The sequence below is a fragment of the Azoarcus sp. CIB genome (genome assembly GCF_001190925.1).
In the GTDB taxonomy this organism is placed as follows: domain Bacteria; phylum Pseudomonadota; class Gammaproteobacteria; order Burkholderiales; family Rhodocyclaceae; genus Aromatoleum.
Map to the genome: position 1 here is coordinate 1,902,970 of NZ_CP011072.1, position 21,837 is coordinate 1,924,806.

Annotated in this window: 17 protein-coding genes; 3 read left to right on the forward strand and 14 right to left on the reverse strand. The window is 62.5% G+C overall.

Annotated features, from left to right (window positions below):
• Positions 1–2: 2 nt before the first annotated feature.
• Positions 3–2,432 (reverse strand): heavy metal translocating P-type ATPase, encoded by a 2,430-nt coding sequence (locus AzCIB_RS08470; protein WP_502685651.1) that lies wholly within the window; start codon positions 2,430–2,432, stop codon positions 3–5.
• 659 nt (positions 2,433–3,091) lie between these two features.
• Here AzCIB_RS08470 and AzCIB_RS08475 point away from each other — a divergent pair.
• From AzCIB_RS08475 to AzCIB_RS08485, 3 genes are all read left to right on the forward strand, one after another.
• Positions 3,092–3,337, forward strand: coding sequence for a hypothetical protein (locus AzCIB_RS08475; protein ID WP_018992666.1), 246 nt, complete (start codon positions 3,092–3,094; stop codon positions 3,335–3,337).
• 436 nt (positions 3,338–3,773) lie between these two features.
• Entirely contained in the window at positions 3,774–4,379 is a 606-nt protein-coding gene (gene petA / locus AzCIB_RS08480) for a ubiquinol-cytochrome c reductase iron-sulfur subunit (RefSeq protein WP_050415488.1), read from the forward strand.
• A complete protein-coding gene (locus AzCIB_RS08485; protein ID WP_232299396.1) occupies positions 4,376–5,899 on the forward strand; it encodes a hypothetical protein in 1,524 nt (507 codons plus the stop codon). The genes petA and AzCIB_RS08485 overlap by 4 nt, the downstream gene beginning before the upstream one ends.
• Before the next feature lie 52 nt (positions 5,900–5,951).
• Here the strand turns inward: AzCIB_RS08485 and AzCIB_RS08490 are convergent, their stop codons facing one another.
• From AzCIB_RS08490 to AzCIB_RS08550, 13 genes are all read right to left on the reverse strand, one after another.
• Positions 5,952–6,374, reverse strand: coding sequence for an ABC transporter permease subunit (locus AzCIB_RS08490; RefSeq protein ID WP_353611553.1), 423 nt, complete (start codon positions 6,372–6,374; stop codon positions 5,952–5,954).
• Between the two features lie 130 nt (positions 6,375–6,504).
• Positions 6,505–6,756, reverse strand: coding sequence for a hypothetical protein (locus AzCIB_RS08495; RefSeq protein ID WP_050415491.1), 252 nt, complete (start codon positions 6,754–6,756; stop codon positions 6,505–6,507).
• 196 nt (positions 6,757–6,952) lie between these two features.
• The gene (locus AzCIB_RS08500) at positions 6,953–7,258 is read right to left on the reverse strand and encodes a hypothetical protein (protein ID WP_050415492.1); all 306 of its coding nucleotides are present in this window, start codon (positions 7,256–7,258) and stop codon (positions 6,953–6,955) included.
• Positions 7,259–7,898: 640 nt separating this feature from the next.
• Positions 7,899–8,279: a hypothetical protein gene (locus tag AzCIB_RS08505; protein WP_050415493.1), complete on the reverse strand. Its 381-nt coding sequence runs from the start codon at positions 8,277–8,279 to the stop codon at positions 7,899–7,901.
• A gap of 48 nt (positions 8,280–8,327) precedes the next feature.
• On the reverse strand, positions 8,328–11,447 hold the full coding sequence (locus tag AzCIB_RS08510) for an efflux RND transporter permease subunit (protein WP_050415494.1): 3,120 nt from the start codon (positions 11,445–11,447) through the stop codon (positions 8,328–8,330).
• Between the two features lie 9 nt (positions 11,448–11,456).
• Positions 11,457–12,611 carry an efflux RND transporter periplasmic adaptor subunit gene (locus AzCIB_RS08515; RefSeq protein WP_050415495.1) on the reverse strand — a complete coding sequence of 385 codons (1,155 nt, stop codon included), beginning with the start codon at positions 12,609–12,611 and terminating at the stop codon, positions 11,457–11,459.
• A gap of 23 nt (positions 12,612–12,634) precedes the next feature.
• Positions 12,635–13,072, reverse strand: a complete 438-nt coding sequence (locus tag AzCIB_RS08520) for a hypothetical protein (RefSeq protein ID WP_050415496.1) — start codon at positions 13,070–13,072, stop codon at positions 12,635–12,637.
• Positions 13,073–13,206: 134 nt separating this feature from the next.
• Positions 13,207–14,427, reverse strand: a complete 1,221-nt coding sequence (locus AzCIB_RS08525; protein ID WP_050415497.1) for a TolC family protein — start codon at positions 14,425–14,427, stop codon at positions 13,207–13,209.
• 119 nt (positions 14,428–14,546) lie between these two features.
• Positions 14,547–17,720, reverse strand: coding sequence for an efflux RND transporter permease subunit (locus AzCIB_RS08530; protein ID WP_050415498.1), 3,174 nt, complete (start codon positions 17,718–17,720; stop codon positions 14,547–14,549).
• Position 17,721: 1 nt separating this feature from the next.
• A complete protein-coding gene (locus AzCIB_RS08535; protein WP_050415499.1) occupies positions 17,722–19,320 on the reverse strand; it encodes an efflux RND transporter periplasmic adaptor subunit in 1,599 nt (532 codons plus the stop codon).
• Positions 19,317–20,606: a TolC family protein gene (locus AzCIB_RS08540; protein ID WP_050415500.1), complete on the reverse strand. Its 1,290-nt coding sequence runs from the start codon at positions 20,604–20,606 to the stop codon at positions 19,317–19,319. The genes AzCIB_RS08535 and AzCIB_RS08540 overlap by 4 nt, the downstream gene beginning before the upstream one ends.
• 90 nt (positions 20,607–20,696) lie before the next feature.
• Positions 20,697–21,050 carry a copper-binding protein gene (locus AzCIB_RS08545; RefSeq protein ID WP_050415501.1) on the reverse strand — a complete coding sequence of 118 codons (354 nt, stop codon included), beginning with the start codon at positions 21,048–21,050 and terminating at the stop codon, positions 20,697–20,699.
• A 106-nt stretch (positions 21,051–21,156) separates the two neighbouring features.
• A complete protein-coding gene (locus AzCIB_RS08550; protein ID WP_353611544.1) occupies positions 21,157–21,645 on the reverse strand; it encodes a cupredoxin domain-containing protein in 489 nt (162 codons plus the stop codon).
• Positions 21,646–21,837 lie beyond the last annotated feature (192 nt).

Consider the following 21,837-nt stretch of genomic DNA (forward strand, 5'->3'; position numbering starts at 1 on the left):
CGTCAGAGTATTGTGGTGCGAAGTCTTAGTGCATTCCCGACCACGGAGGCCGAACTGAGACTCATCGCCAGCGCAGCGATGAGCGGCGACAACAGAAGACCCAGGAACGGGTATAGCACGCCAGCCGCGATCGGCACGCCGAGCGCGTTATACAGGAACGCGAACGTCAGGTTCTGGTGCATGTTGCGCACCGTTGCTACGGACAGCGCGCGCGCGGTGGCGATGCCGCGCAGGTCGCCCTTGACGAGCGTAAGGTGCGCGCTGTTCATCGCGACGTCGGTGCCGGTGCCCATCGCGATGCCGACATTCGCGCGCGCGAGCGCGGGCGCATCGTTGATGCCGTCGCCCGCCATCGCGACGATGCGGCCTTCGGCCTGCAGCTTCGCGACGAGGTCGTCCTTGTCCTTCGGCTTGACCTCGCCGTGCAACTCGTCGATGCCTAGCTGTCGGCCGATCGCGCGCGCGGTCGTGAGGCCGTCGCCGGTCGCCATGATGATGCGCAGGCCGGTCGCGCGCAGCCCTTCGAGCGCTTCGGCCGTCGACGCCTTGATTGGGTCGGAGACGGCGAGCAGTCCGGCGATCCTGCCCGCGACCGCGAGGAACATCACGCTTGCGCCTTCCTGCCGCAACGCCTCGGCCCGCGCCTCGAGCGGCCGCCAGTCGACGCCTTCGTCTTCCATCAGCGCGGTGTTGCCGAGTGCGACGGCCTGTCCGTCGATCGTGCCGCGCACGCCGATGCCGGACGAGGATTCGAAGGTGCCTGCGGTGCTGAGGCCGAGAGCGCGCTTTTTCGCCTCGGCGACGATTGCATGCGCGAGCGGGTGTTCGCTGCCCTGGTCGAGGCTCGCGGCGACGCGCAGGACTTCGGCTTCGGTCCAGCCAGGCGCCGGGGCGAGGCCGTGGAACGCGGGTTTGCCTTCGGTCAGAGTGCCGGTCTTGTCGACGATCAGCGTATCGACTTGGCGCATCGATTCGATCGCGGCGGCATCGCGGAACAGCACGCCGTGGGTCGCGGCCTTGCCGGTCGCGACCATCACCGACATCGGTGTCGCGAGCCCGAGCGCGCACGGGCAGGCGATGATCAGCACGGCGACCGCGTTGATGAGCCCGTACGCCCAACTCGGCTGCGGCCCGAAGAGGCCCCAGACGAACAGCGTCAGCAGCGCGATCGCGACGACGCCGACGACGAACCAGCCCGCGACGCGGTCGGCCATCCGCTGCATCGGCGCGCGCGAGCGCTGCGCCTGGGCGACCATCTGCACGATCTGCGACAGCACGGTCTGCGAGCCGATCTTCTCCGCGACCATGACGAGCGCGCCGCTGGCGTTGAGCGTCGCGCCGATCAGCTTGTCACCGGGCCGCTTCGTCACCGGGATCGGTTCGCCGGTCAGCATCGACTCGTCGACCGCGCTCGACCCTTCCTCGACAGCACCGTCGACCGGTACCTTTTCGCCTGGACGCACGCGCAAGCGGTCGCCCGGATGGACGTGGGTCAGGGGGATGTCCTCCTCGCTGCCGTCTTCGCGGATCCGGCGCGCCGTCTTCGGCGCGAGCCCGAGCAGCGCCTTAATCGCCGCGCCGGTCTCCGAACGGGCCTTAAGTTCGAGGACCTGGCCGAGTAGCGTCAGCGAGATGATCACCGCGGCAGCTTCGAAATACACCGCGACGTGCTCTCCGATCCGGAACGACGGCGGAAACACGTCGGGTGCGACGGTTGCGATCACGCTATAGACGTAAGCGGCGCCGGTTCCGAGGCCGATCAGGGTCCACATGTTCGGGCTGCGGTTGCGGATCGACTGCACGCCACGAACGAAGAACGGCCAGCCGGACCACAGCACGACCGGCGTCGCGAGAGCCATTTCGACCCACGGCCGCGCCGGTCCGAGCAGCGGATCGAACATGCCGCCCGACATCGCGACCACAGTCACGATGACTGTCAGCGGCAGCGTCCACCAGAAGCGGTGGCGAAATTCCGTCAGCTCCGGATTGTCGCCCTCGTCTTCGCCGGGAAGCACCGGTTCGAGCGTCATACCGCATTTCGGGCATGTGCCCGGGCCCATTTGGCGGATTTCGGGGTGCATCGGGCAGGTGTATTCAGTGTCTGCCGCGACGTCCGGCGTCGCTCTAACGTGCATTGCCGGTGCCGGTTTCAGATAACGCTCCGGCTCCACCTTGAATTTGTCGTGACACTTTGCGCTGCAGAAGTGATAGACGTGACCATTGTGGCTCGCATGATGTGGCGAATCCGGTTTGACGGTCATGCCGCACACTGGATCCTTGGTCGCTACGTCATCGCGCGGATTATCGGAATCGTAATGATCGTGCACGACCAAGGCTTCTGGGGGGGGATGAACGTGTCGCAAGGCGGCATTCTCCCTATTGGGGCACGGCGCGTCCGACGCGGTGGGCACGCACAGCGCGTAGCCGGCCATGCATCGCAATGTTGATCGATCAGACTCCAGACTGTTCTGAACGAACGTAACCGGTTCGGTACAGCGAGTGACGTCTTGACTGCGCTGCAGTCCACCACGACGAACAATAGAGCCGGCTACGAACTCCCTGTCGGAACATTGCCATCGCCCTTGGATCCGATGGAGCTGTAGCTTACCCCGCCCATGCTGTCCCGCGCATGACGCTTAAATTACAACTCTGTAATCCTGCAACCATACAGCGCGGAGAAGCCGCGCTTTGGTTCGCGAACGACGACGCCTTCAGACGCTACTGCACCGTTGCGCGTGGATCAGTGTCGCAAATTACAATTAGATAACTGCGATGTAATGCTGTCTTCATTGCCGCGTTAAGATCCGACTCCTACAATTTGAGCCGTTGCGTGACTGTTTCCCGCGTTCGCCGGAGCGCGGTGCGGCAAGCCCCAAAATCGCTTGCCATATGAACGTCGATTTCCCGAGTGGATTCTCCAGATTCTACCGCCCGCCACCCGCCGGTGAGGACGAGCAAAGAGTCAATTGCAGCGAGCAACTCCGCGACCTGCGCTGGCGTGAGAAGAAATCCGCATCCACCGAAACGCGCTTCGCAAACTTCGTGACTGGCTGTGGTGCGTGGGAAAAAAAGTACCGATAAGAGGTGTTCGATGGAATCAAAATCGTCAGTGACCCACGGTCACCTTTGCGTCTGCCGTCTGCTCGCCGCTGCCGTCGGCTTACCCCCCGGCGCGGTGAACTACCGCTTCTGCTCCCGCGTGCTTCAGAAGCGCTGGATCGTCGATTGCGACCATGGCATGTGCAACAAGCCCGCGACGCACGACACCAGCGGAAAATGGCACGACGTTGGGCCGATCGACCCCGCAATCAAGGCAGTCCTCGTTCACGAGGAGTAGCGGGCGCCTCACTGCCATTTGAGAGATAACGCATGGCCGCATGTGCATCACTCCATCGCATGCGCATACGGCGTGGAGGGCAAATCGCGGCACATTGGTCTTCGCGTCCTGGTCTTTGATTGCTGCGGTGTTCTACCTGCCTTTGTCGTGCTTACGACTGCTTCTATATGCTAGTTGCAATTCCGCCATTCCAACCGTACATGCCGCGGACATTTTCGCAAGCTTGTGTAATTGATGGCGCGCAGCTGACGGAAACGTAACCTTGTCGTCACTCCACCGTCAGCTCGACCGTTTCATGATGTAGTCACATAGAAGAGTCCGTTCAGGACGGCCTTTGCCCACGCGCAAGAACGACGGCTTCGCTTGGCAGGTGGGCATGTTTCGCGAACAGCCAACCGTAGAGTGGTTCGCTGCGTAGTGAACGGGAGATGAGACGATGCGATCAGAGCACGACACTGACACGCCCCCCGACCCACAGCGCCGCCGCTTGCTGGTCGCCACTTCGGCAGCGGGAGGTGCCGCGGTGGCGGCGGGTGCGGTTCCATTCATCGTCAGTCTGACGCCGAGCGACCGAGCGCGGGCCCTCGGCGCGCCCGTGGAAGCGAACATCGCGAAACTTGGCGACGGCGAGATGACCACCGTCGAATGGCGCGGCCAGCCGATATGGATTTTGCGGCGCACGCCCGACATGATCGAAGGGCTCGAACGTATCTATGAGTTATTGCTCGACCCCGCCTCGCAGCGGCTGCAACAGCCACCCTATTGCCAGAACGCGACGCGCTCGATCAAGCCCGACGTTTTCGTCGCCATCGGCCTTTGTACGCACCTGGGCTGCGTTCCAACCTTCCGCCCGGAATTATCGCCGCGAGACCTCGGTCAGACCTGGCCCGGCGGGTATTACTGTCCTTGCCACGGCTCCAAGTTCGATCTCGCGGGCCGGGTCTTCAAGCATGTGCCGGCCCCATCGAACTTGGTCATCCCGAAGCACAAGTACCTGTCCGATACGCAATTGCTGATCGGCCAAGACGATTCGGGCGCATGACCGCAGACACACATGGGATCGATGGGCGCACTCGCCCATCCTTGGCACGGGAGGCAGGGCATCAACACGGGCGATCGCACCGAGGGGGTGTCGTAATCGAATCCGCTGGCCCGAGCAATACCGCTCACTACTCGCAAGAAAAAGAGGGGGGAATCGTGAACAAGTCAAGAACCGCAAGCCTTATTCAGGCCATGATGCAGGCGGCAGCCGCGGCGCTGTTGTTCCTGCTGTTGAGCGCCCCGGCACAGGCGGTGCCGAGCTTCGGGCGCCAGACTGGACAGCCATGCGCGTCGTGCCATACTGTCTTCCCCGAGCTTACGGCGTTCGGTCGGCAGTTCAAGCTGCGCGGCTACAGCCTGGGTAACCAGCTCGACGACAACAAATTCCCGTTCAACCTGCCGCTGTCGGGCTCGCTGATCGGCTCGCACAGCTCGATCCGCGACTCCCGCGCGTCCGATCCGTCGGAGGACTTCCCACGCGCCGGCGAGACGATCCTGCAGACGGCGGCGGTCTACTACGCCGGCAAGATCACCGACTCGTCCGGAGCCTTCGTCCAGTACGGCTATGACGGTATCGAGCGGCGCTGGGCGATCGAGATGGCCGACATCCGCTATGCGAGCAGCACAATGCTGAGGAGCAAGGAGCTGCTCTTCGGCGTGACGCTCAACAACTCACCCGGCGTACAGGACGTCTGGAACAGCGCCCCGATGTGGTCTTTCCCTCATCTCGAGGACACCGGCATCATGCCGGAGGTCGCACCGGCGCTCGACATGACCCTCGCCGGCCAAGCGGCCGGGCTGGGGCTGTATGGCTTCTGGGACAACATCCTGTACGGCGAAATTGGCGTCTATCGCACGGCCAGGAAGGGGGTGCTGCGTCCATTCAGCGCGGGAGTGCCGACCGAAACGGTGGTCGACGGCTATGCCCCATACTGGCATCTGATGTTCAACCGTGAAATGGGCAATCAGAGCTTTGCCGCCGGCATCAAGGGAATCATTGTGAACATCTTCCCTGATGAAGATGAACCAAGCGGCCCGACCGATCGCTTCCGCGACGTGGCCCTGGAAGCCCAGTACCAGTATATTGGCGCCGTTCACACCTTCACCGCCGACGCCACGTGGATGCGCGAGACGCGCGATTGGGACGCAAGCTTCCCGATGGGCATGGCCTCCAACGCATCCGACAAGCTGCGGACCTTCAAGGCCAATGTTCATTACTACTGGCAGCGCCGCGTCGGTCTCGGCGTGGGCTACTTCGACACGCAGGGCGACCGCGACATGCTGAAGTACGGCATGGCCGACGACCCGAGCGCCATGGGCAGCGCGAGCGGCAGTCCTGACAACCGCGGCTGGATCGCTGAACTCAACTACCTGCCGCTCAAGGACACACAGAACCTGAAGCTCGGGCTGCGATACACCTCGTATTCGCGCTTCAACGGTGCCCGCAGCAACTACAACGGCTTCGGCCGCGACGCATCGGACAACAACCTGCTCTTCGGCTACGTCTGGTTCATTTTCTGATTGAGACAAGGTGGGGGGGCGATGAAGCATTTCGACCAACTTGCGCAGCCCCCTACTCGAATTGCCGCCGGATGCGCCAGACGCCGACGCAGAATACCGCCCCGCCCAGAAGCAGGGTCCGAGGCACGGTGGCGATGAAGTGCTCCAGTCGCGACGACGTGAAGCCGGACAACGCCGTCAGCGCAAAGAACAGCGTCAGGCTACCCTTGATCAGCACGTGAAAGACGGGCCCGAGGACGGCGAAGACGCTCATCATCGACCCGGCCAGAACGACGAGCGTCATCGCGAGCACCTTGGGCACCAGGATCTGCAGCGGCGTGAGCGGCGAAACCAGCAGCAGCTGCTCGATGGTCCCGCGTTCCTTCTCGCGCGCAACCGTCCCGCACGACAGCAGAAGCGTCGCCATCATCAGCAGTTCGGCGATGGGAAAAACCAGAGTTTTGATTCGGGTTGAACCAGGCACACTGCTCCTCACGAATGACCGGCAGCGTCTCAAGGGTCCCCGCGCCCAGACAAGCGAGCGCGAGTTCCGTTTCGAACTGGCCTGTTATCTGCTCTGCATAGGCCGCAGAAAGCAGGCCGAGCGACGAACTGGCGGTATCCGCCTATGGATGTGCGGCGGCCGGCTTGCCGCGCAGCAGCGACTTCTCGAAGTCGGTTGGAACGTCCATCGTGATCATCATATCGCCGCGGTCGAGGAGCCGGATGCCAGTTCCGAGTTGCCCGTCCGTGCCATGCAGCAGGTAATAAGGCGCGGTGAACCGGCTCAACAACTCGCGCGAGGTCGCGCTCTTGTCGCCCTCGAGCACATACATGATCGCGTTCTGGAGTTCGAATCCGACACGCCCACTACCCATGCACTTCGGCTACGTGAGGTGGAAGTCGACAAGTCCGACTGAATTCGCTGCGCAGCCCCACGTGGCCACCACGCCGGGGCTCGGTCGGAAAACGGTTGCGCTGCAAGCATAGGTGACTGTGACGCGGCACGCTTTCTAGTCGCGCCTCACTTTCGAGTTGCTGCGCCTTAAACGTGATCGCGTCTCACGCCCTCACTTACTGCTTCGACAGGTTGTTAATGATGCCCTTTTGGATTTCTACTCCAGTTGACCACCAAGCGGACCACAGAGACATGCCGATTTCGCTGCTCTCCACAATGTATTTCGACAGGCCGTTGTCAAGGAACAATTCACGACCGGCTTCCGCGAGAGCAAGCGCACCATTCGTGGCATCCGTGCTCAAGTCAGCGAATCCCTTGCAGCATTTCAAACCAAGATCACAACAGGAGCGCGACAGATCGAGCTGTGCCTGGTAGGTTTCCCGCAAGTGATTTGTATGCGCTTGCAAATCCTTGTCGTTCACTTTGTCCTCCTATCGCTATTCAACGTCATGAAGACTCAACGCGCCGCCGTCCTCAACCTGATCGTCTAGGCAGTCACAGGCAAAGTGAGGGCCAAGGGCAGTGTGACGCTTCCGTGTTCGAGTGTTCGGGGTGCGTTGCACTCGTCAACTGCCCCTCTGGGGAATGACGTCCCGTGCAGATTGATCTGGGGCCCACGCTACTTCATATCACGCATATGATCGTGCTGCTTCGTCTGTTGGCTTCGTGGCGTTGTGGACTTGTCGGACACTGGATCTGCCGGCGTATTGGCTGTAACCCCCAGTCGCTCAGCTGCATGGTCATGCCGCGTCTTCGGTTGCGGAGCCTGGTTCCCGACGCTTTCGCTTTTCGTCTGTTCAGCCGCAGCGTTGGGCTGAGGATCCACGGAATTTTCTGCGCCAGTAGCCATCGTTGCGGTAGCAGCAAGTAAGCTGGAGAAAAATAGAGTCTTGAAGGTCATGCCACCCCCTGAGGGACAAGTCAATCCTGTGTCAAGGGCGTCTAACGCGCTCCTGCCACGCCGGTTTCGAGAACACAGACTACCCGCCGCCACCTGTCATGAACATGGCGAGCGGATTACATGTGCGTTATCAATTCAGCCTGCTTCGCACGCAATTCTGCTTACTTAATCGCGAACCTTGCCGTCGCAGGCGATTTGCCGGGCAGCGTAACCACTGCGACCGCCTTGGTCCCGGAAGCCAGTTTGTAAGCCCCCTTTGCTTCGAGCTTGTTATCGCCGGCGGGTGTCAGAATTGCCTCCTTCTTGTCCGCACCGGCGAGTAACGTGACCTTCCCGGAGGCACCTGCGGTGTCGATTTTCTGGCCGTGGTCATCGACATGTAGGGTAAGCGCGTCAGATGTGGCGACGAGTTCAAAGACCACACCACCAGCTTCGGCGGCGACGCCGCCGTGCTTCGGTGTCAGGTCATGACCGGCTCCGGCGAACACAGCCGAGGCGCTGAGAATGGCCGCGACAGCGACAAGGGTTTGTAGTGCTTTCACGTATGTCTCCTTGAGATTGGGTGTGAGCGAGGCTAGTGAGGATGAGGGTCAGTAGGCGTCTTTGCCAGAATCTTCGACCAGCCGTTCAATTGGCGTGCGCCCGAAGAGCCAGACAATCGCTGGCGTAAGGAAGGTATCGAGGAGCGTTGAGCTGATCAGACCCGAAAAGATCACCACCGCGACCGGGTGCAGGATTTCGGTGCCCGGTTGCTCGGCCTCGAAGAGCAGCGGCGCGAGTGCGAAGGCTGCGACCAGCGCGGTCATGAGCACCGGGGTCAGGCGCTCGAGCGAACCGCGGATCAGCATCTTCTGATCGAATTTTTCTTCCTCAAAGGCGCACAGGTTGATGTAGTGGCTGACCTTGAGGATGCCGTTGCGCGTCGAGATGCCGGCGAGCGTGATGAAGCCGATCAGCGCCGCGACCGACAGCGGCTGGCCGGAAAGCCACAGGCCAATCACTGAGCCGACTAGCGCGAGCGGGATATTGGCCATGATCATCAGCGCGAGCGCGGTGCTCTTGTAGCGGCTGTAGAGCACGAGGAAAACCATCGCAGCTGAGACCAGCGACAGCAGGCCGATCAGGCGGCTGGACTCCTCCTGCGCCTCGAACTGGCCGCCCAAGTCGATGAAGTAGCCTTCCGGTAACGGCGTATCAGCGATTACCGTTCGGATGTCGGCGATAACGTCCGAGAGCGGGCGCTGCGATGCGTTAGCGGAGAGAACGATACGACGCTTGCCGTCGTCGCGGCTGATCTGATTCGGACCATCGGAGTCGTCGATGCGCGCAAGTTTCGAGAGCGGAACGCGACCGCTCGGCGTGTCGATGAGGACGTTGGCGAGGCCGTCGACCGAGCGCGCGGCGTCGGGCAGGCGCAGCACCAGGTTGAAGCGGCGGTTACCTTCGATGACCTGGGTGATGCGCTCGCCATCGACCAGCATCTTCAATTCCTCGAGCAGTTTCGAGGGCGGCAGGCCGTAGGTTTCGGCCGCGTCGAAATCGACGCGCACCTTGATCTGCGGCGTGAGCACCTGTTTTTCGATCTCGAGGTCGGCCAGACCCGAGATGCCGGCGAGGCGACCACGCAGTGCGTCGGCTTGGGCGCGCAGGGTGTCGAGGTCATCACCGAAGATCTTGATCGCGATCTGTGCGCGCACCCCGGAGAGCAGGTGATCGATGCGGTGGCTGATCGGCTGGCCGATGCCGATCGCCGCCGGCAGACTCACCAGCCGCGCACGGATGTCAGCATACACCGCGTCGAGCGGTCGTTCGCTTGGGCGAAGCTGGATATCCAGTTCCGAGGAATGCACGCCTTCGGCATGCTCATCCATCTCGGCGCGGCCCGAGCGGCGCCCGACGTGTACCACTTCGGGCACCTCGCGAATCAGCATTTCCGCCTGCTGCGCAATGCGCACTGACTCGGTGAGCGTGGTCCCGGGGTTCAGACGCAGACCGACGAGCACGGTGCCTTCATTGAAGGGCGGCAGGAAGGTCGTCGGGAAGAACGGCACCAGTGCCAGCGCGGCAGCAATTGCAACGGCCGCGGCGGCGAGCAGCATGCGGGCGTGCTCGAAGCACCAGGCGAGGGTAGCCGCGTAACGCGCCTTGAGCCACTGAACGAGCTTGGGGTCGCCGTGCCCGAGGCTCTTCATACGCGGCAGCAGGTAAAAGGCCATCACGGGGGTCAGCGTTACGGATACCAACATCGAGGCGAGAATCGAGGTGATGTATGCAACGCCAAGGGGCAGGAAAAGCCGCCCCTCGATACCCGGCAGCGCGAAAAGGGGCACGAATACCAGCACGATGATGAAGGTCGCGTAGACGATTGCGGAGCGCACCTCCAGCGTTGCCTTTCCAATCACTTCCAGCGGACTTAGGCGCGAATGGCCCTCGGCGCCGCGCTGACGTTCCTGTTTTAAGCGCCGCAGGACGTTTTCGACACCGACGACGGCGTCGTCGACCAGTTCGCCGATCGCGATCGCCAGGCCGCCCAGCGTCATCGTGTTGATCGACATGCCGAAGTAGCGGAACACCAACACGGTCGTCAGAATCGACGCCGGAATTGCAACGAGCGAGATCAGCGTTGTACGCAGGTTGGCGAGGAAGAGGTAGAGCACCACTGCAACGATTGTCGACGCAGCAATAAGCTTGCCCTTGAGGTTTCCGATTGATGACTCAATGAAATTCGCCTGCCGGAAGGTCACGCGCGGTTCTTCCATGCCCGCAGGCAGGGATTTCTTCAGCTCGCCAAGCGCCGATTCGATCTCCCGCGTGAGCTTCACGGTGTCGGCGTCGGGCTGCTTCTGGACCGAGAGGATTACCGCCGGCTCGCCATTGAAACCCGCGTCGCCACGCTTGATCGCCGGAGCGAAGGTAACCGACGCGACTTGCTTGAGCAGGATGCTGCGCCCGTCGCGGGACGCGACCGGCAGACGCTCGAGGTCCGCAAGGCGCGTTGTGTGGCCGATGTGACGGATGAGGTATTCGCGTGCATTGAGTTCGAGGAAGCCACCGCTGGTATTCGCCGAGAAGCCCTTCAGTGCGCCAGCGATGTCATCCACCGTAACACCCAGCGCAGCCATGCGTGCAGTGTCCGGCTGCACTTGGTACTGACGCACTTCACCGCCAATCGGGATCACCTGGGCGACGCCGGGGACCGACAGCAGGCGCGGGCGTAGCACGAAATCGGCGTACTCGCGCGTAGCCATCGGGTCGATCTTCGCGGGGTCGATCGGAATCGCGATCAACAGGATCTCGCCCATGATCGAGCTGATCGGCCCCATTGCGGCGTGTTCGATGCCTTGGGGCAGTTGGTCGCGAACGGTGGTGAAACGCTCATTGACGATTTGGCGGGCTCGGTAGACGTCGACGCCCCAGTTGAAGCTCACATACACGAAAGCGAGGCCAACGGAGGAGACTGAGCGTACGGAACTCACACCCGGCAGGCCGCTCATCGACACTTCGAGTGGGATCGTGATGAGCTGCTCGACCTCTTCGGGGGCCATGCCGCCGGCCTCGATCTGCAGCGTGACTTGCGGGCGATTGAGATCGGGAAAAACGTCGACCGGCGTGCGGGTGAGCGTCAGACCACCGTAGAGCATCATCACGGTGGCAAGCGCGAGCACCAGCAGGCGGTTACGTAGGGACTGATTGACAAGCCAATCGAACATGAATCGTCCTCAGCGCACCTGATTGACCAGCGGCGCCCCCTGGACGACAACCCGGTCGCCAGAGGTAAGGCCGTCGGTGACGCTGACGGTCGCGCCATCGAGCGGATGGTGGCGCACGGTGCGCGGCACGAAGCGTTCGGCCGAGGTGTGCACCCAGACGATCTCCTGGTTGGCCGGATTCTTCACCAGTGCGGCAGCGGGGACGGGGACGCCGCTGATCTGCTCGCGCGTCTGCACGATGACCTGCAGCGGTTGCCCGACGGCGAGCGGCGGCGCCTTGCCTTCGACCGTCCGGAACAGCACCGGCAGACTCTGTTCGCGCAGCGCGCGGCTGGCACCCACCCATGCCAGGGGGAAGGCGGTCCGGCCGCCATCCACGGAGGCCGAGGCCTGGGCCACGCCTTGCGCCTGTGCGGCATCGTGCGCGATAGCCTCGACCTGCAAACGCGCGGGATCGACGATCTCGAACAGCACTTCGCGAGCCTCGACGACCTGACCAGCGACGACGCTGCTTGTGGCGATGACGCCCGACACGGGGGCGACGAGGGCCTCGGCGGTGCTCAGGCTGCCAGCGACCGCGGCGAGGCGCTCTCCGAGGCTACGTACCTCGGCCTGTGCCGCCTCGATTTCCTTGCGTGGCACGCTACCTTCCAATTCCTGCAGGCGGGTGAGCTGCTTCTTGGCAATCTCCAAATTCGCACGCAATTCGGCAGCTTGGGCGTTCTGTTCGGCTCGTTCGATCGGATTCGCAATGGGGCTGACACGTGCCAGCACTTCGCCCTTGCGCACTGTCTGGCCTAACACCGGCAGACCACCTGGGCCGGCCTCGATACGACCGTCGATCGTGGGCTGAACCTTGCCGCCTGCGTTGGGATCCATCACAACCTTACCGACCCACTGCCAAGTCTGCGGCAGGGATTGCGATTCGGCGAGCACAGTACGCACCCCAAGTTGACGCTGCGACAACTTGGGCAAGAAAACGGAACCGTCAGGCAGGCGCTTGGGCGCGTTCGGGTTGGCGACAACAGGCGGTTCATTACCGTGGTCATGTCCGGCGTCGCCAAACGCTGTACCGGAAACGCCGCTGACGAGCATGAAAATCAGCAGGGCGGAGCGAACAGGGGGTAGCGTGCGGCACAACCGCAAGTGGGAAGACTTCTTCATGGATCAGTTTCCGTGAGCGTTTCTCAGGCCACCGCACGGCGGCGACGCAGACCGAAGGCGAGTGCAGCAATGGCACCTACCCCCCCCACACCCCACCACAGCCAGCTGCCCGAACTAGGCGTACCGTTCATGACGGACGCGGACGCGGACGCAGCAGAGGCCGGGCGCACGATGAGATCGGCGGCGAGCAAATCCACCTCGTTGCCCGCGGTAATGGTCAGCGTCACCGGATAGGTCCCGGTCGCACTGAATGGCACGTCGGCGAAGCGGTAGAGCCCCCGATCCGAGTCGAACTCCCCCGTGGCCTTGTAGCTTCCTGATTCGAGCTCGACCTGCGCGCCCGACACAGGCTCGTTCGTCGCGTAAGTGTCCAGCGACAGCACCAATGCACCACTATTTAGGATGCCGACGACTTCGAAAAGGTCGGAGTGCGCCTCGAACCGCGGTTCTACCGAATCCACCGCGACAGGCTGCCCCCCCTCCTCCTCGTGGCCACCGTCATGCCCTGGCCCAGAAAATGCCGGAGCAGCAAAAATAAACATCAATAGCAGCAGAAGCCGGCGGACAACTGATGGTATGGAACGTGAATCGGGGTTCATGGCAACAGTCCGTTGGCTTGTTGGAGTCGGGAAGCGGCTCGACCAGCTTCGCTACGCGCGCGGCTTAGCGAAAGTTCAGCATCGAAATATTCGTTCTCGGCGCGCAGACGGGTCGGAAGATCCACTTGGCCGAGTTCGAAAGCCTTGGCAACCAGTTGCCGGCTGTCTGCCGCAAGGCGAGCACGCTCGGCGGCAAAGGACTCGACGCGACGAGCTTGGTCAAATTCCTCGCGGGTGGCATCGAGCTCCGCGCGGAGGCGTTCGCGCTCGAGCTCGAACGTCGTCTCCGCGTCGATGAGTTCCGCATTCGCAGCGCTGATCTGCGGGCGATTGCGTGCAGCGGTGCCAAAGGGCACACGGATGCCGATCGTCGTTGTGTTCGTATAGCGTTCGCCGAACTCCCCGCGTTCGCTGGTCACTCCGAGGATGAGCTCAGGTGCGTCGCGAGTTGCCGTGCTGGCTTGGTGGAGGTGAGCGCGCGCCAGTTCCGCAGCACGGCGTCTGGCGATCAGGGCCGGATGACTGTCGAGTTCGGCTGCCACCGCATCCGCTTCGCGATCCACGGGTGGTTGGGGAAGACCCGTCAATGCCGAATAGAGCCTCTGCTCGCGCAGCAGGCGGGCCTGTGCTTCGGCCATTGCCGCGCGGGCCTGCTGCACCGCAGCCTGCGCAGTGTTGGCATCGATGCGGGCGAGGTCGCCGGCCACGACCCGACGCTGCACATCGGCGGCGAGTACTTCGGCCTCCGCGACGCGGCGCTGGTTCGCGTCCAGATCGTTCTGCGCAAGCCGCAATGACCACACGGCTTCACGCACTTCGCCGGCGAGTTTCAGTCGGGCCAGCGCCAAACGCGCTTCCAGTTCATCGCCTTGCGCGTCTGCAAGTGCCGAGGCGGCAGCACGTGTCCCGGGCATCCACAACGGCACCTCCAACTCCGCCTCGACCTCGTGCTGGCCGTCATTGCGGTGGAGGCGGTCACTGCGCTGAGACAGCGTGAAGGTGGGCGGTTCGGGCGTCCAGCTGATTGCAGCATCGCGCCGAGCAACCGCTTCGTCGCGCCGGGCTGCCGCTGCACGACCGTCTGCACTACGCTGCCATGCCGCTTCGACAGCGTGCCGGATGCTCTGCGTACCGGCCTCTCCTGACGCGTGAAGAGCGGCCTGCTGGGCTGCCGCGGGACATGAGACTGCGAGCCCGAGCAGCACGATGCGGCGCATCGAGCGTGTCCGCCGAAAAGTCATCGACAACATCTCGGCGACTGTCCGGGCGGCAGTATGCAGTGACGGCACGGCGCTGCTTACCCGTCTGGCGCGGGTAAGCTGTGTATTCTTGCTGCTCATATGTTCGCGGCGACGGGGGCTGGGGCGTCCGACGCGGGCCGCACTTCGCGTCCTCGTCTCAGTTGCCACTGTTTGACCAACGCATAGAGCGCCGGGATCACGCCGAGGGTCAGAACGGTCGACGAAATCATCCCCCCGACCATCGGCGCTGCAATGCGGCTCATGACCTCGGACCCGGTGCCGCTACTCCACATGATTGGCAGCAGACCAGCCATGATGGCAACGACAGTCATCATCTTTGGCCGCACACGCTCGACGGCGCCTTCCATGATAGCCTCATAGAGGTCTGCGACTGAGGGCTCTTGGCCGTCGGCAACACGCTTCGCCTTGATCGCCTCCCATGCATGGTCGAGATAGATCAGCATGATCACCCCTGTCTCGGCAGCGACACCGGCCAGCGCTATGAACCCAACCGCGACCGCCACACTGATCTGATAATTTAGCCACCACATCAGCCACACGCCGCCAATGAGAGCGAACGGAACCGACAGCATCACGATCAATGTTTCAGTGAGACGTCGGAAATTGAGATACAGAAGCACGAAGATGAGGCCGATTGTCAGCGGCAGCACAATCTTCATCTTCTCCTTCGCTCGCTCCATGTACTCGAACTGACCACTCCAGGTGGCGTAATAGCCAGGCGGGAATGTGACTTGCTCGGCGACCGCTTGCTGTGCACGTTTGACGAACGCACCAAGGTCGGCATCACGGGTGTCCACATAGACATAGGCAGCCAGCAGCGCATTTTCGGTTCGAATGCCAGGCGAACCGCGCGTGAGCCGGATCTCCGCGAGTTGGCCGAGGGGAATCGGTCCGCTCATGGTCGGCACATACACTTCGGCGGCAATGCGTTGCGGGTCATCGCGCAGATCGCGCGGATACCGCACGCTGACGTTGTATCGTTCGAGGCCCTCGACCGCCGTCGTCACCATGTCGCCGCCCAGCGCGGTTGCGACAACTTCCTGAACGGCCCCGACCGACAGGCCGTAGCGCGCGAGTTGATCGCGCCGTGGCACGATGTCGACGTAATAGCCGCCGGTAACGCGCTCGGCGTACGCGCTGCTCGCACCCGGGACGTTCCTGACCGCCGCCTCAATCGCTTTCGCAACCTTCTCGATGGTGTCCAGATCCTTGCCGAACACCTTGACGCCGATCGGGGTGCGGATCCCGGTTGACAGCATGTCGAGGCGCGCCTTGATCGGCATCGTCCACGAGTTCGCGACGCCGGGAAATTTCAGCGCGGAGTCCATCTCGGCGATCAGCTTGTCGGTCGTCATGCCGGGGCGCCACTCGGCTTGCGGTTTGAGGTTGACGACCGTCTCGAACATCTCGAGCGGCGCCGGGTCGGTCGCCGACAGAGCGCGCCCGGCCTTGCCATACACAGACTCGACTTCGGGGAAGGTCTTGATGATGCGGTTCGTCGTCGCGAGCAGGCGCCCGGCTTCGGTCACCGACATGCCCGGCAGCGCCGCAGGCATGTAGAACAACGTGCCTTCGTTGAGCGTCGGCATGAACTCCGAGCCGAGTTGTCGCGCCGGAAAAACAGTTGCCGCCATCGTCACCAGCGCGGCCACGATCGTGAGGATCTTGTGGCGCATCACCCAGGCGATGATCGGACGATAGAGCCAGATCAGCACCCGGTTCACCGGATTCTTCGCCTCCGGCAGGATGCGGCCGCGCACGAAGAACAGCATCAACACTGGCACGAGCGTCACGGACAACAGTGCTGCGCCGGCCATCGCGAAGGTCTTCGTGAACGCGAGCGGCGAGAACATACGGCCTTCCTGGCCTTCGAGCGTAAACACGGGCAGGAAGGACACGGTGATGATCAGGAGCGAGAAGAACAGTGCCGGGCCGACTTCCTTGCAGGCACGGATAATTGCCTCACTGCGCTGAGCCTGCGTCGCTCCCTCGGGGAGGTGCTCTATGCGTTTGTGGGCGTTTTCGATCATGACGATCGCAGCGTCAACCATCGCACCGATCGCAATCGCGATGCCACCGAGGCTCATGATATTCGAGCCCAGATTGAGCGAGCGCATCGCGATGAATGCGATCAAGATGCCAAGCGGTAGTGTGATGATGGCAACGAGCGCACTGCGCACATGCAGAAGGAAGATCACGCAGACCGCGGCGACGATCAGGCTTTCCTCGAGCAGCGTCCATTTCAGGTTCGCGATCGCGCGCTCGATCAGCGTCGAGCGATCATAGACGGGGACAATCTCGGCCCCCTCGGGCAGCCCGGGCGTGATCTCGGCGATCTTCGCCTTGACGTTGGCGATCACGTCGAGCGCGTTCTGGCCAAAGCGCGCCATGACGATGCCCGAGGCGACTTCGCCTTCGCCGTTGAGCTCGGCGATGCCCCGGCGCTCGGCCGGGACGAGTTCGACGCGGGCCACGTCAGCTATGCGAACCGGTGTGCCGCCTACGCTCTTCAGCACAAGGGCCTCGATGTCCTGCACTCCCCGCAGGTAACCGCGGCCGCGGATCATGAATTCTTTCTCAGCCATCTCAATGACACGCCCGCCGACGTCGCGGTTCGAGTCGCGGATCACCTTGCTGACCTCGTCAAGCGCAAGGCCGAAGGTCGCAAGCCGGTGGGGATCGACGGTGACCTGATATTCGCGCACGAAGCCGCCGATGCTCGCGACTTCGGACACGCCGCCAGCCTTCGTCAGTTGGTAGCGCACGTACCAGTCCTGCAAGCTGCGCGTCTCAGCGAGCGACAAATTCTTGCCGGTTATCGCGTACTGATAGACCCAGCCGACACCGGTCGCATCCGGGCCGATCTGTGGCGCCACCCCGGCGGGTAGCCGGCCGGCAACGGTACTGAGGTACTCGAGGACGCGCGAGCGCGCCCAGTAAATATCGGTGCCGTCCTCGAAGATCACATAGACATACGACGCGCCGAACATCGAGAAGCCGCGCACGACTTTCGCGCGCGGCACCGCAAGCATCGAGGTGGTAAGCGGGTAAGTTACCTGGTCCTCGACGACTTGCGGCGCCTGGCCCGGGAAGTCGGTGAAGACGATGACCTGAACGTCCGACAAATCCGGCAGCGCGTCGAGCGGCGTATTTTTGACCGCGTAGATCCCGCCACCAATCAGGAACAGTGTCCCGAGCAAAATCAGGAAAATGTTGCGGGAAGACCAGTCGATCAGCCGGCCGAGCATGTTAGTGCCCTCCGTGCGCTGGGGCCGGTGCCACCGGCTCGCTACCGGCCACCGGTGCAGATTTCTCAATCCGGGTAACGACGAATTCGCCAGGCGCGCGCTGTATGAACTCGAAGCGCACCTTTGTGCCTGGCGCAACTCCGGCAACGAGATCCTTCGATGCGATTCCGAAGTCCATCGTCATCGCAGGCCACTGCAGCGCGGGAATGTCGCCGTGCGTCAATGACACGGTGCCGGCAGCGTCATCGAGCGCGTCGAAGGTACCTTCCCCGCGGTAGATCTGCGCTGCTGCGGACGATCCCCCACCTTCTGCCGCCGTGGCATCGGTCAGGTTCGACAAAGCGGCCTTGAGCTGGCTTTCGGAGTCGATCAGGAAATTCGCTGACACGACAACACGATCGCCCGCCTGCACGCCGTCCGTCACTTCAACGTATTCCTTGCCGCGCTGGCCGATGCGCACCGGTTGCGGCTTGAAGCGTCCTTCGTCGAGCGCGAGCAGCACAACCTGGCGCTTGCCGTCGTCGATTACAGCTGAAGTCGGCACGGTTACTCGCTGGATCGCCGCGCCGGACGCGAGGTCAACGTGCGCGAACATCCCCGGGCGCAGCAGGCCGTCGCGGTTGTCAAGCTCGAGGCGGACTTGTGTGCTGCGCGTTTCCGTATTTAGCGTTGGGTAGAGATAGCCGACCTTCGCCTCGAAGCGGCGGTCCGGGAAGGCGTCGAGCGTGACCGACGCCAACTGGCCAACCCGGATGCGGGCGAGGTCGCGCTCGTAGATGTCGGCGATGATCCATACCTTCGACAGGTCGGCGATGCGATAGACCGCGTCGCCGGGCATAAAGCGGGTGCCCTGTACCGCCTTTTTCTCAAGCACGACGCCGTTCGTCGGTGAATGGAAAGTCTGGCGCTGCGGCGTCTCGCCACTCGCGGGCGCGGCGATGTCCCAGTTGCGCAGGCGCGCCCGCGTCGCATCGGCGAGCCGACGCGCAGCGTCGGCAGCGACTGTATCGGTGGCCGCGCTGTCGCGCTGCAGTCGCTCGGCGATGCGCAGCTCCTCGCCAGCCGATTGCAGTTCCGGGCTGTAGATCGTGAAGAGCGGCTGCCCGCGACGCACCGGATCTCCGACGGCATTCACATACAGGCGCTCGATCCAGCCTTCGAAACGCGGCGCGACATCCACGATCGCGCGCTCGTTGAGCTCGACACGTCCGGCCGCACGCACTACCGCATCGACGACGCGCATTTCGGCGATCGCCGTTTTGACGCCGAGAGTCTGCACGCGGGCGGGGCTCACGACGACCACTCCGCTATCGTCAGGCTTATCGTCGGCATACACCGGGATGTAGTTCATACCCATTGAGTCCTTCTTCGGCACGGGCGAGGTGTCGGGCAGACCCATTGGGTTGCGGTAGTAGAGGACCTTGCGTTCGCCAGTTGCACTCGATTGCGTAGCACCTGCTGGCGCGGCGTCGCCCGCACCGACCACGTGGCTACCCGTTACCGGATCCTGTCTATCGGCGCGATTACCCGCCCAGTAACCGGCGCCCAACGCGAGCGCGACCGCCACAGCAGCCAAGGAAAGTTGTACGCCGGGCTTCAAGGCATATCTCCTGCAAGTTTTTCAAGTTCAGCAAGCGCCATCCGAGTGTCAACGTCGGCCTGCAGCATCGCCATGCGCGTATCGACGAGTTGGCGCTCGGCTTCGAGCACGGTATCGAAGTCGACACGCCCCGTCGCGAATGCGGCGCGCGTTGCATCCCGTGTCGCCTCAGCTTGCGGCATGAGCGTCCCGCCCAACAGTTGCAGCGTTTCGCGGCCGCTCGCGTACGTCGCATAGGCACTGCCAAGCTCGCCCAGCAGCTTCGACTCGGCCGCAGAGCGCTTTGCGTCAGCGGCAGTGACCATCAGCGTCGCCTCACGTTCGCGCGCTCGACGAGCGGACTGCTGCAGCGGGATCATCACCTCAAACATCACATCCCAGGATTGATCACCGCCGCGAGGTTGGTTGTTGGTCAGGCCGAGACTGAAGTCCGGGTATCGGTCCCGCCAAGTTCGATCGCGCTCGATCCGCGCCGCCTCGATACCGCGATCCTCGGCGGCAATCATTGGGTTAGTCGCACGGGCGCGCTCGACAAGGTCCGCAAGGATGAGCGTCTGTGGCAATGGCGCGGGATCCTGGGGCAAAGCAAGTTCATTGCCCGGCGCACGTCCGAGCAATGCGTTCAGTGCCGAGGCCATGCCGCGGCGCCGCTGTTCGATGCCCACAAGCGCAAGACGTTGTGAGGTGATCTCACGCTGCGCACGCAATACCGCCTGTTGCGGCAGCAGGCCGAGTCGGTAACGCGACAGCGTGATTTCCTCAAGACTCTGCAGCAATGCGAGCCCGTCACGGTTCAGTGCGGCCTCGCGATCGGCCGCGTAGTAACGCAGCCACGCAATCTTGATCTCTGCAGCAAGATTGCGCCATGCTGCGTCGCGGTTCGCATCGGCCTGATCGGCACGCGCACTTGCCGCGTTCGCTGCTAGTTCGCGCTTACCCCAGCCCGGTAATGACTGGATGATGCGATAGCGCGTTTCCCCAACTTCGCCCGGAATAAGTGTCGTCGAGCCCCCACGCATCGTGTTAGTGAAGTCCATGAGTTCAATCTGAACGGTCGGATCGGGCAGTGCGCCCGCCGGTTCAACCCGTTCCCGGGCCGCGGCAGCTTCGGCGCGATCGACCGCGAATGCCGGGTTGTTGAGGCGGGCCTGTTCTATCAGACCAACCACATCGGCACCCAAGGAGGGGTTTTGGGCGTGTGCGGCGCCTGCACTCAGACTGGCGGCGAGCACGGTAATGCCTACGACTCTATGCAAGGAACGGAGGCCGAGAATATGCGTTTTCATCCGAAACGACTTGAAAATAGAGGCCGATACAATCGTAAATGACAGGTGCCCACGGCGTCCGGGACTACACCCCTCCCGGTGACGCTGGCGTCAGTTTGCGGCTTCAAGCTTTGTGACAGTGAACACGCCATCAACGCGCTCGGCCCTGAAGCGGACCTTGTCGCCTATTCTGACCTGCTCGAGCATGGATGCATCGGCGGCACGGAAAACCATCGTCATTGCCGGCATGGCGAGATTTTCGAGCGGACCGTGGCTGATCGTAATTTTGCCGGTGCTCTTGTCAATCTTCTTGATCGTTCCGTCAGACAGCGCCGATACGATCTCGCTACCGCTGTCGGCAGCGCCAGCATGATGGGCATCGTGGCCGTTCGACGCAAAGGTCGGAGTGGCCACTGCGAGTGCTGCGAGGAGCGCAACGGTAGGAAGATTGCGTTGGGTAAGCATGACAAATCCTGCGTCGTGACTAATTGAGACTCAGTATGAAGAGTCGATTTGAACCGGAAGGTGACTGGAAAATTACTTTTTTGTCAGCTTGCATGGTTCAATCGGCTCAAGCTCGGGACACAATGATCGTACCGATCATGCCCGCTTGGTAATGACCAGGGATCAGGCAGGCGAACTCGAAGCGCCCGGGGCGATTGAACGTCCAATTGATTTCGCTCATCCCGCCCGCGGCAACGTGAGTCATCCACGGCGCGTCATGCTCCATACCGGGGAACTTCGTCATCAATTCAGCATGCTCATGGAGTGCCCACTTTGTCCCGATGACCATTTCGTGGAGAACGTTATCGACGTTGCGATGAACAAAGCGGATCGTTTCTCCAAGGCGTACTTCGATGCGATCGGGCGAGAAGCGCATTCCATTCGTTATTAGGATGGGGACAGTACGACTTGCCTCGCGCGGATCGCCGGCCACCCCCCAGTCCTTCTGTTCATTACTAACCGTCGCAGGTCTGATGGCGGAGTGCGTCGCTTCTCCGTGAGCCAATGCTGCGCGACCAGCAAAGAGTGAGCCTGTCGCGAACAGGCTTGTAGCCAAGAAATGACGTCGTGACCTCATTGGTTCTCCATTATCATAATCGAATATTCATACAGTTCGGGATGAAGTGGGCAGTGGTCCAGCATCAGTGCCTCGGGTGACGTCTGGGCCGGCGAACATTAATGGTTCAGGGAGAGCCGGTGTTAGTCCCCGGCATTGATTGACCACCTGCATCGACTGTCCGCGCCGGGT

Coding starts and splice junctions, on each gene's coding strand:
- AzCIB_RS08495 (WP_050415491.1), bottom strand. CDS start 6,756: ATGGGTAGTGGGCGTGTCGGATTCGAACTCCAGAACGCGATCATGTAT.
- petA (WP_050415488.1), top strand. CDS start 3,774: ATGCGATCAGAGCACGACACTGACACGCCCCCCGACCCACAGCGCCGC.
- AzCIB_RS08475 (WP_018992666.1), top strand. CDS start 3,092: ATGGAATCAAAATCGTCAGTGACCCACGGTCACCTTTGCGTCTGCCGT.
- AzCIB_RS08530 (WP_050415498.1), bottom strand. CDS start 17,720: ATGCTCGGCCGGCTGATCGACTGGTCTTCCCGCAACATTTTCCTGATT.
- AzCIB_RS08545 (WP_050415501.1), bottom strand. CDS start 21,050: ATGCTTACCCAACGCAATCTTCCTACCGTTGCGCTCCTCGCAGCACTC.
- AzCIB_RS08510 (WP_050415494.1), bottom strand. CDS start 11,447: ATGTTCGATTGGCTTGTCAATCAGTCCCTACGTAACCGCCTGCTGGTG.
- AzCIB_RS08540 (WP_050415500.1), bottom strand. CDS start 20,606: ATGAAAACGCATATTCTCGGCCTCCGTTCCTTGCATAGAGTCGTAGGC.
- AzCIB_RS08515 (WP_050415495.1), bottom strand. CDS start 12,611: ATGAAGAAGTCTTCCCACTTGCGGTTGTGCCGCACGCTACCCCCTGTT.
- AzCIB_RS08525 (WP_050415497.1), bottom strand. CDS start 14,427: ATGCGCCGCATCGTGCTGCTCGGGCTCGCAGTCTCATGTCCCGCGGCA.
- AzCIB_RS08470 (WP_502685651.1), bottom strand. CDS start 2,432: ATGGCCGGCTACGCGCTGTGCGTGCCCACCGCGTCGGACGCGCCGTGC.
- AzCIB_RS08485 (WP_232299396.1), top strand. CDS start 4,376: ATGACCGCAGACACACATGGGATCGATGGGCGCACTCGCCCATCCTTG.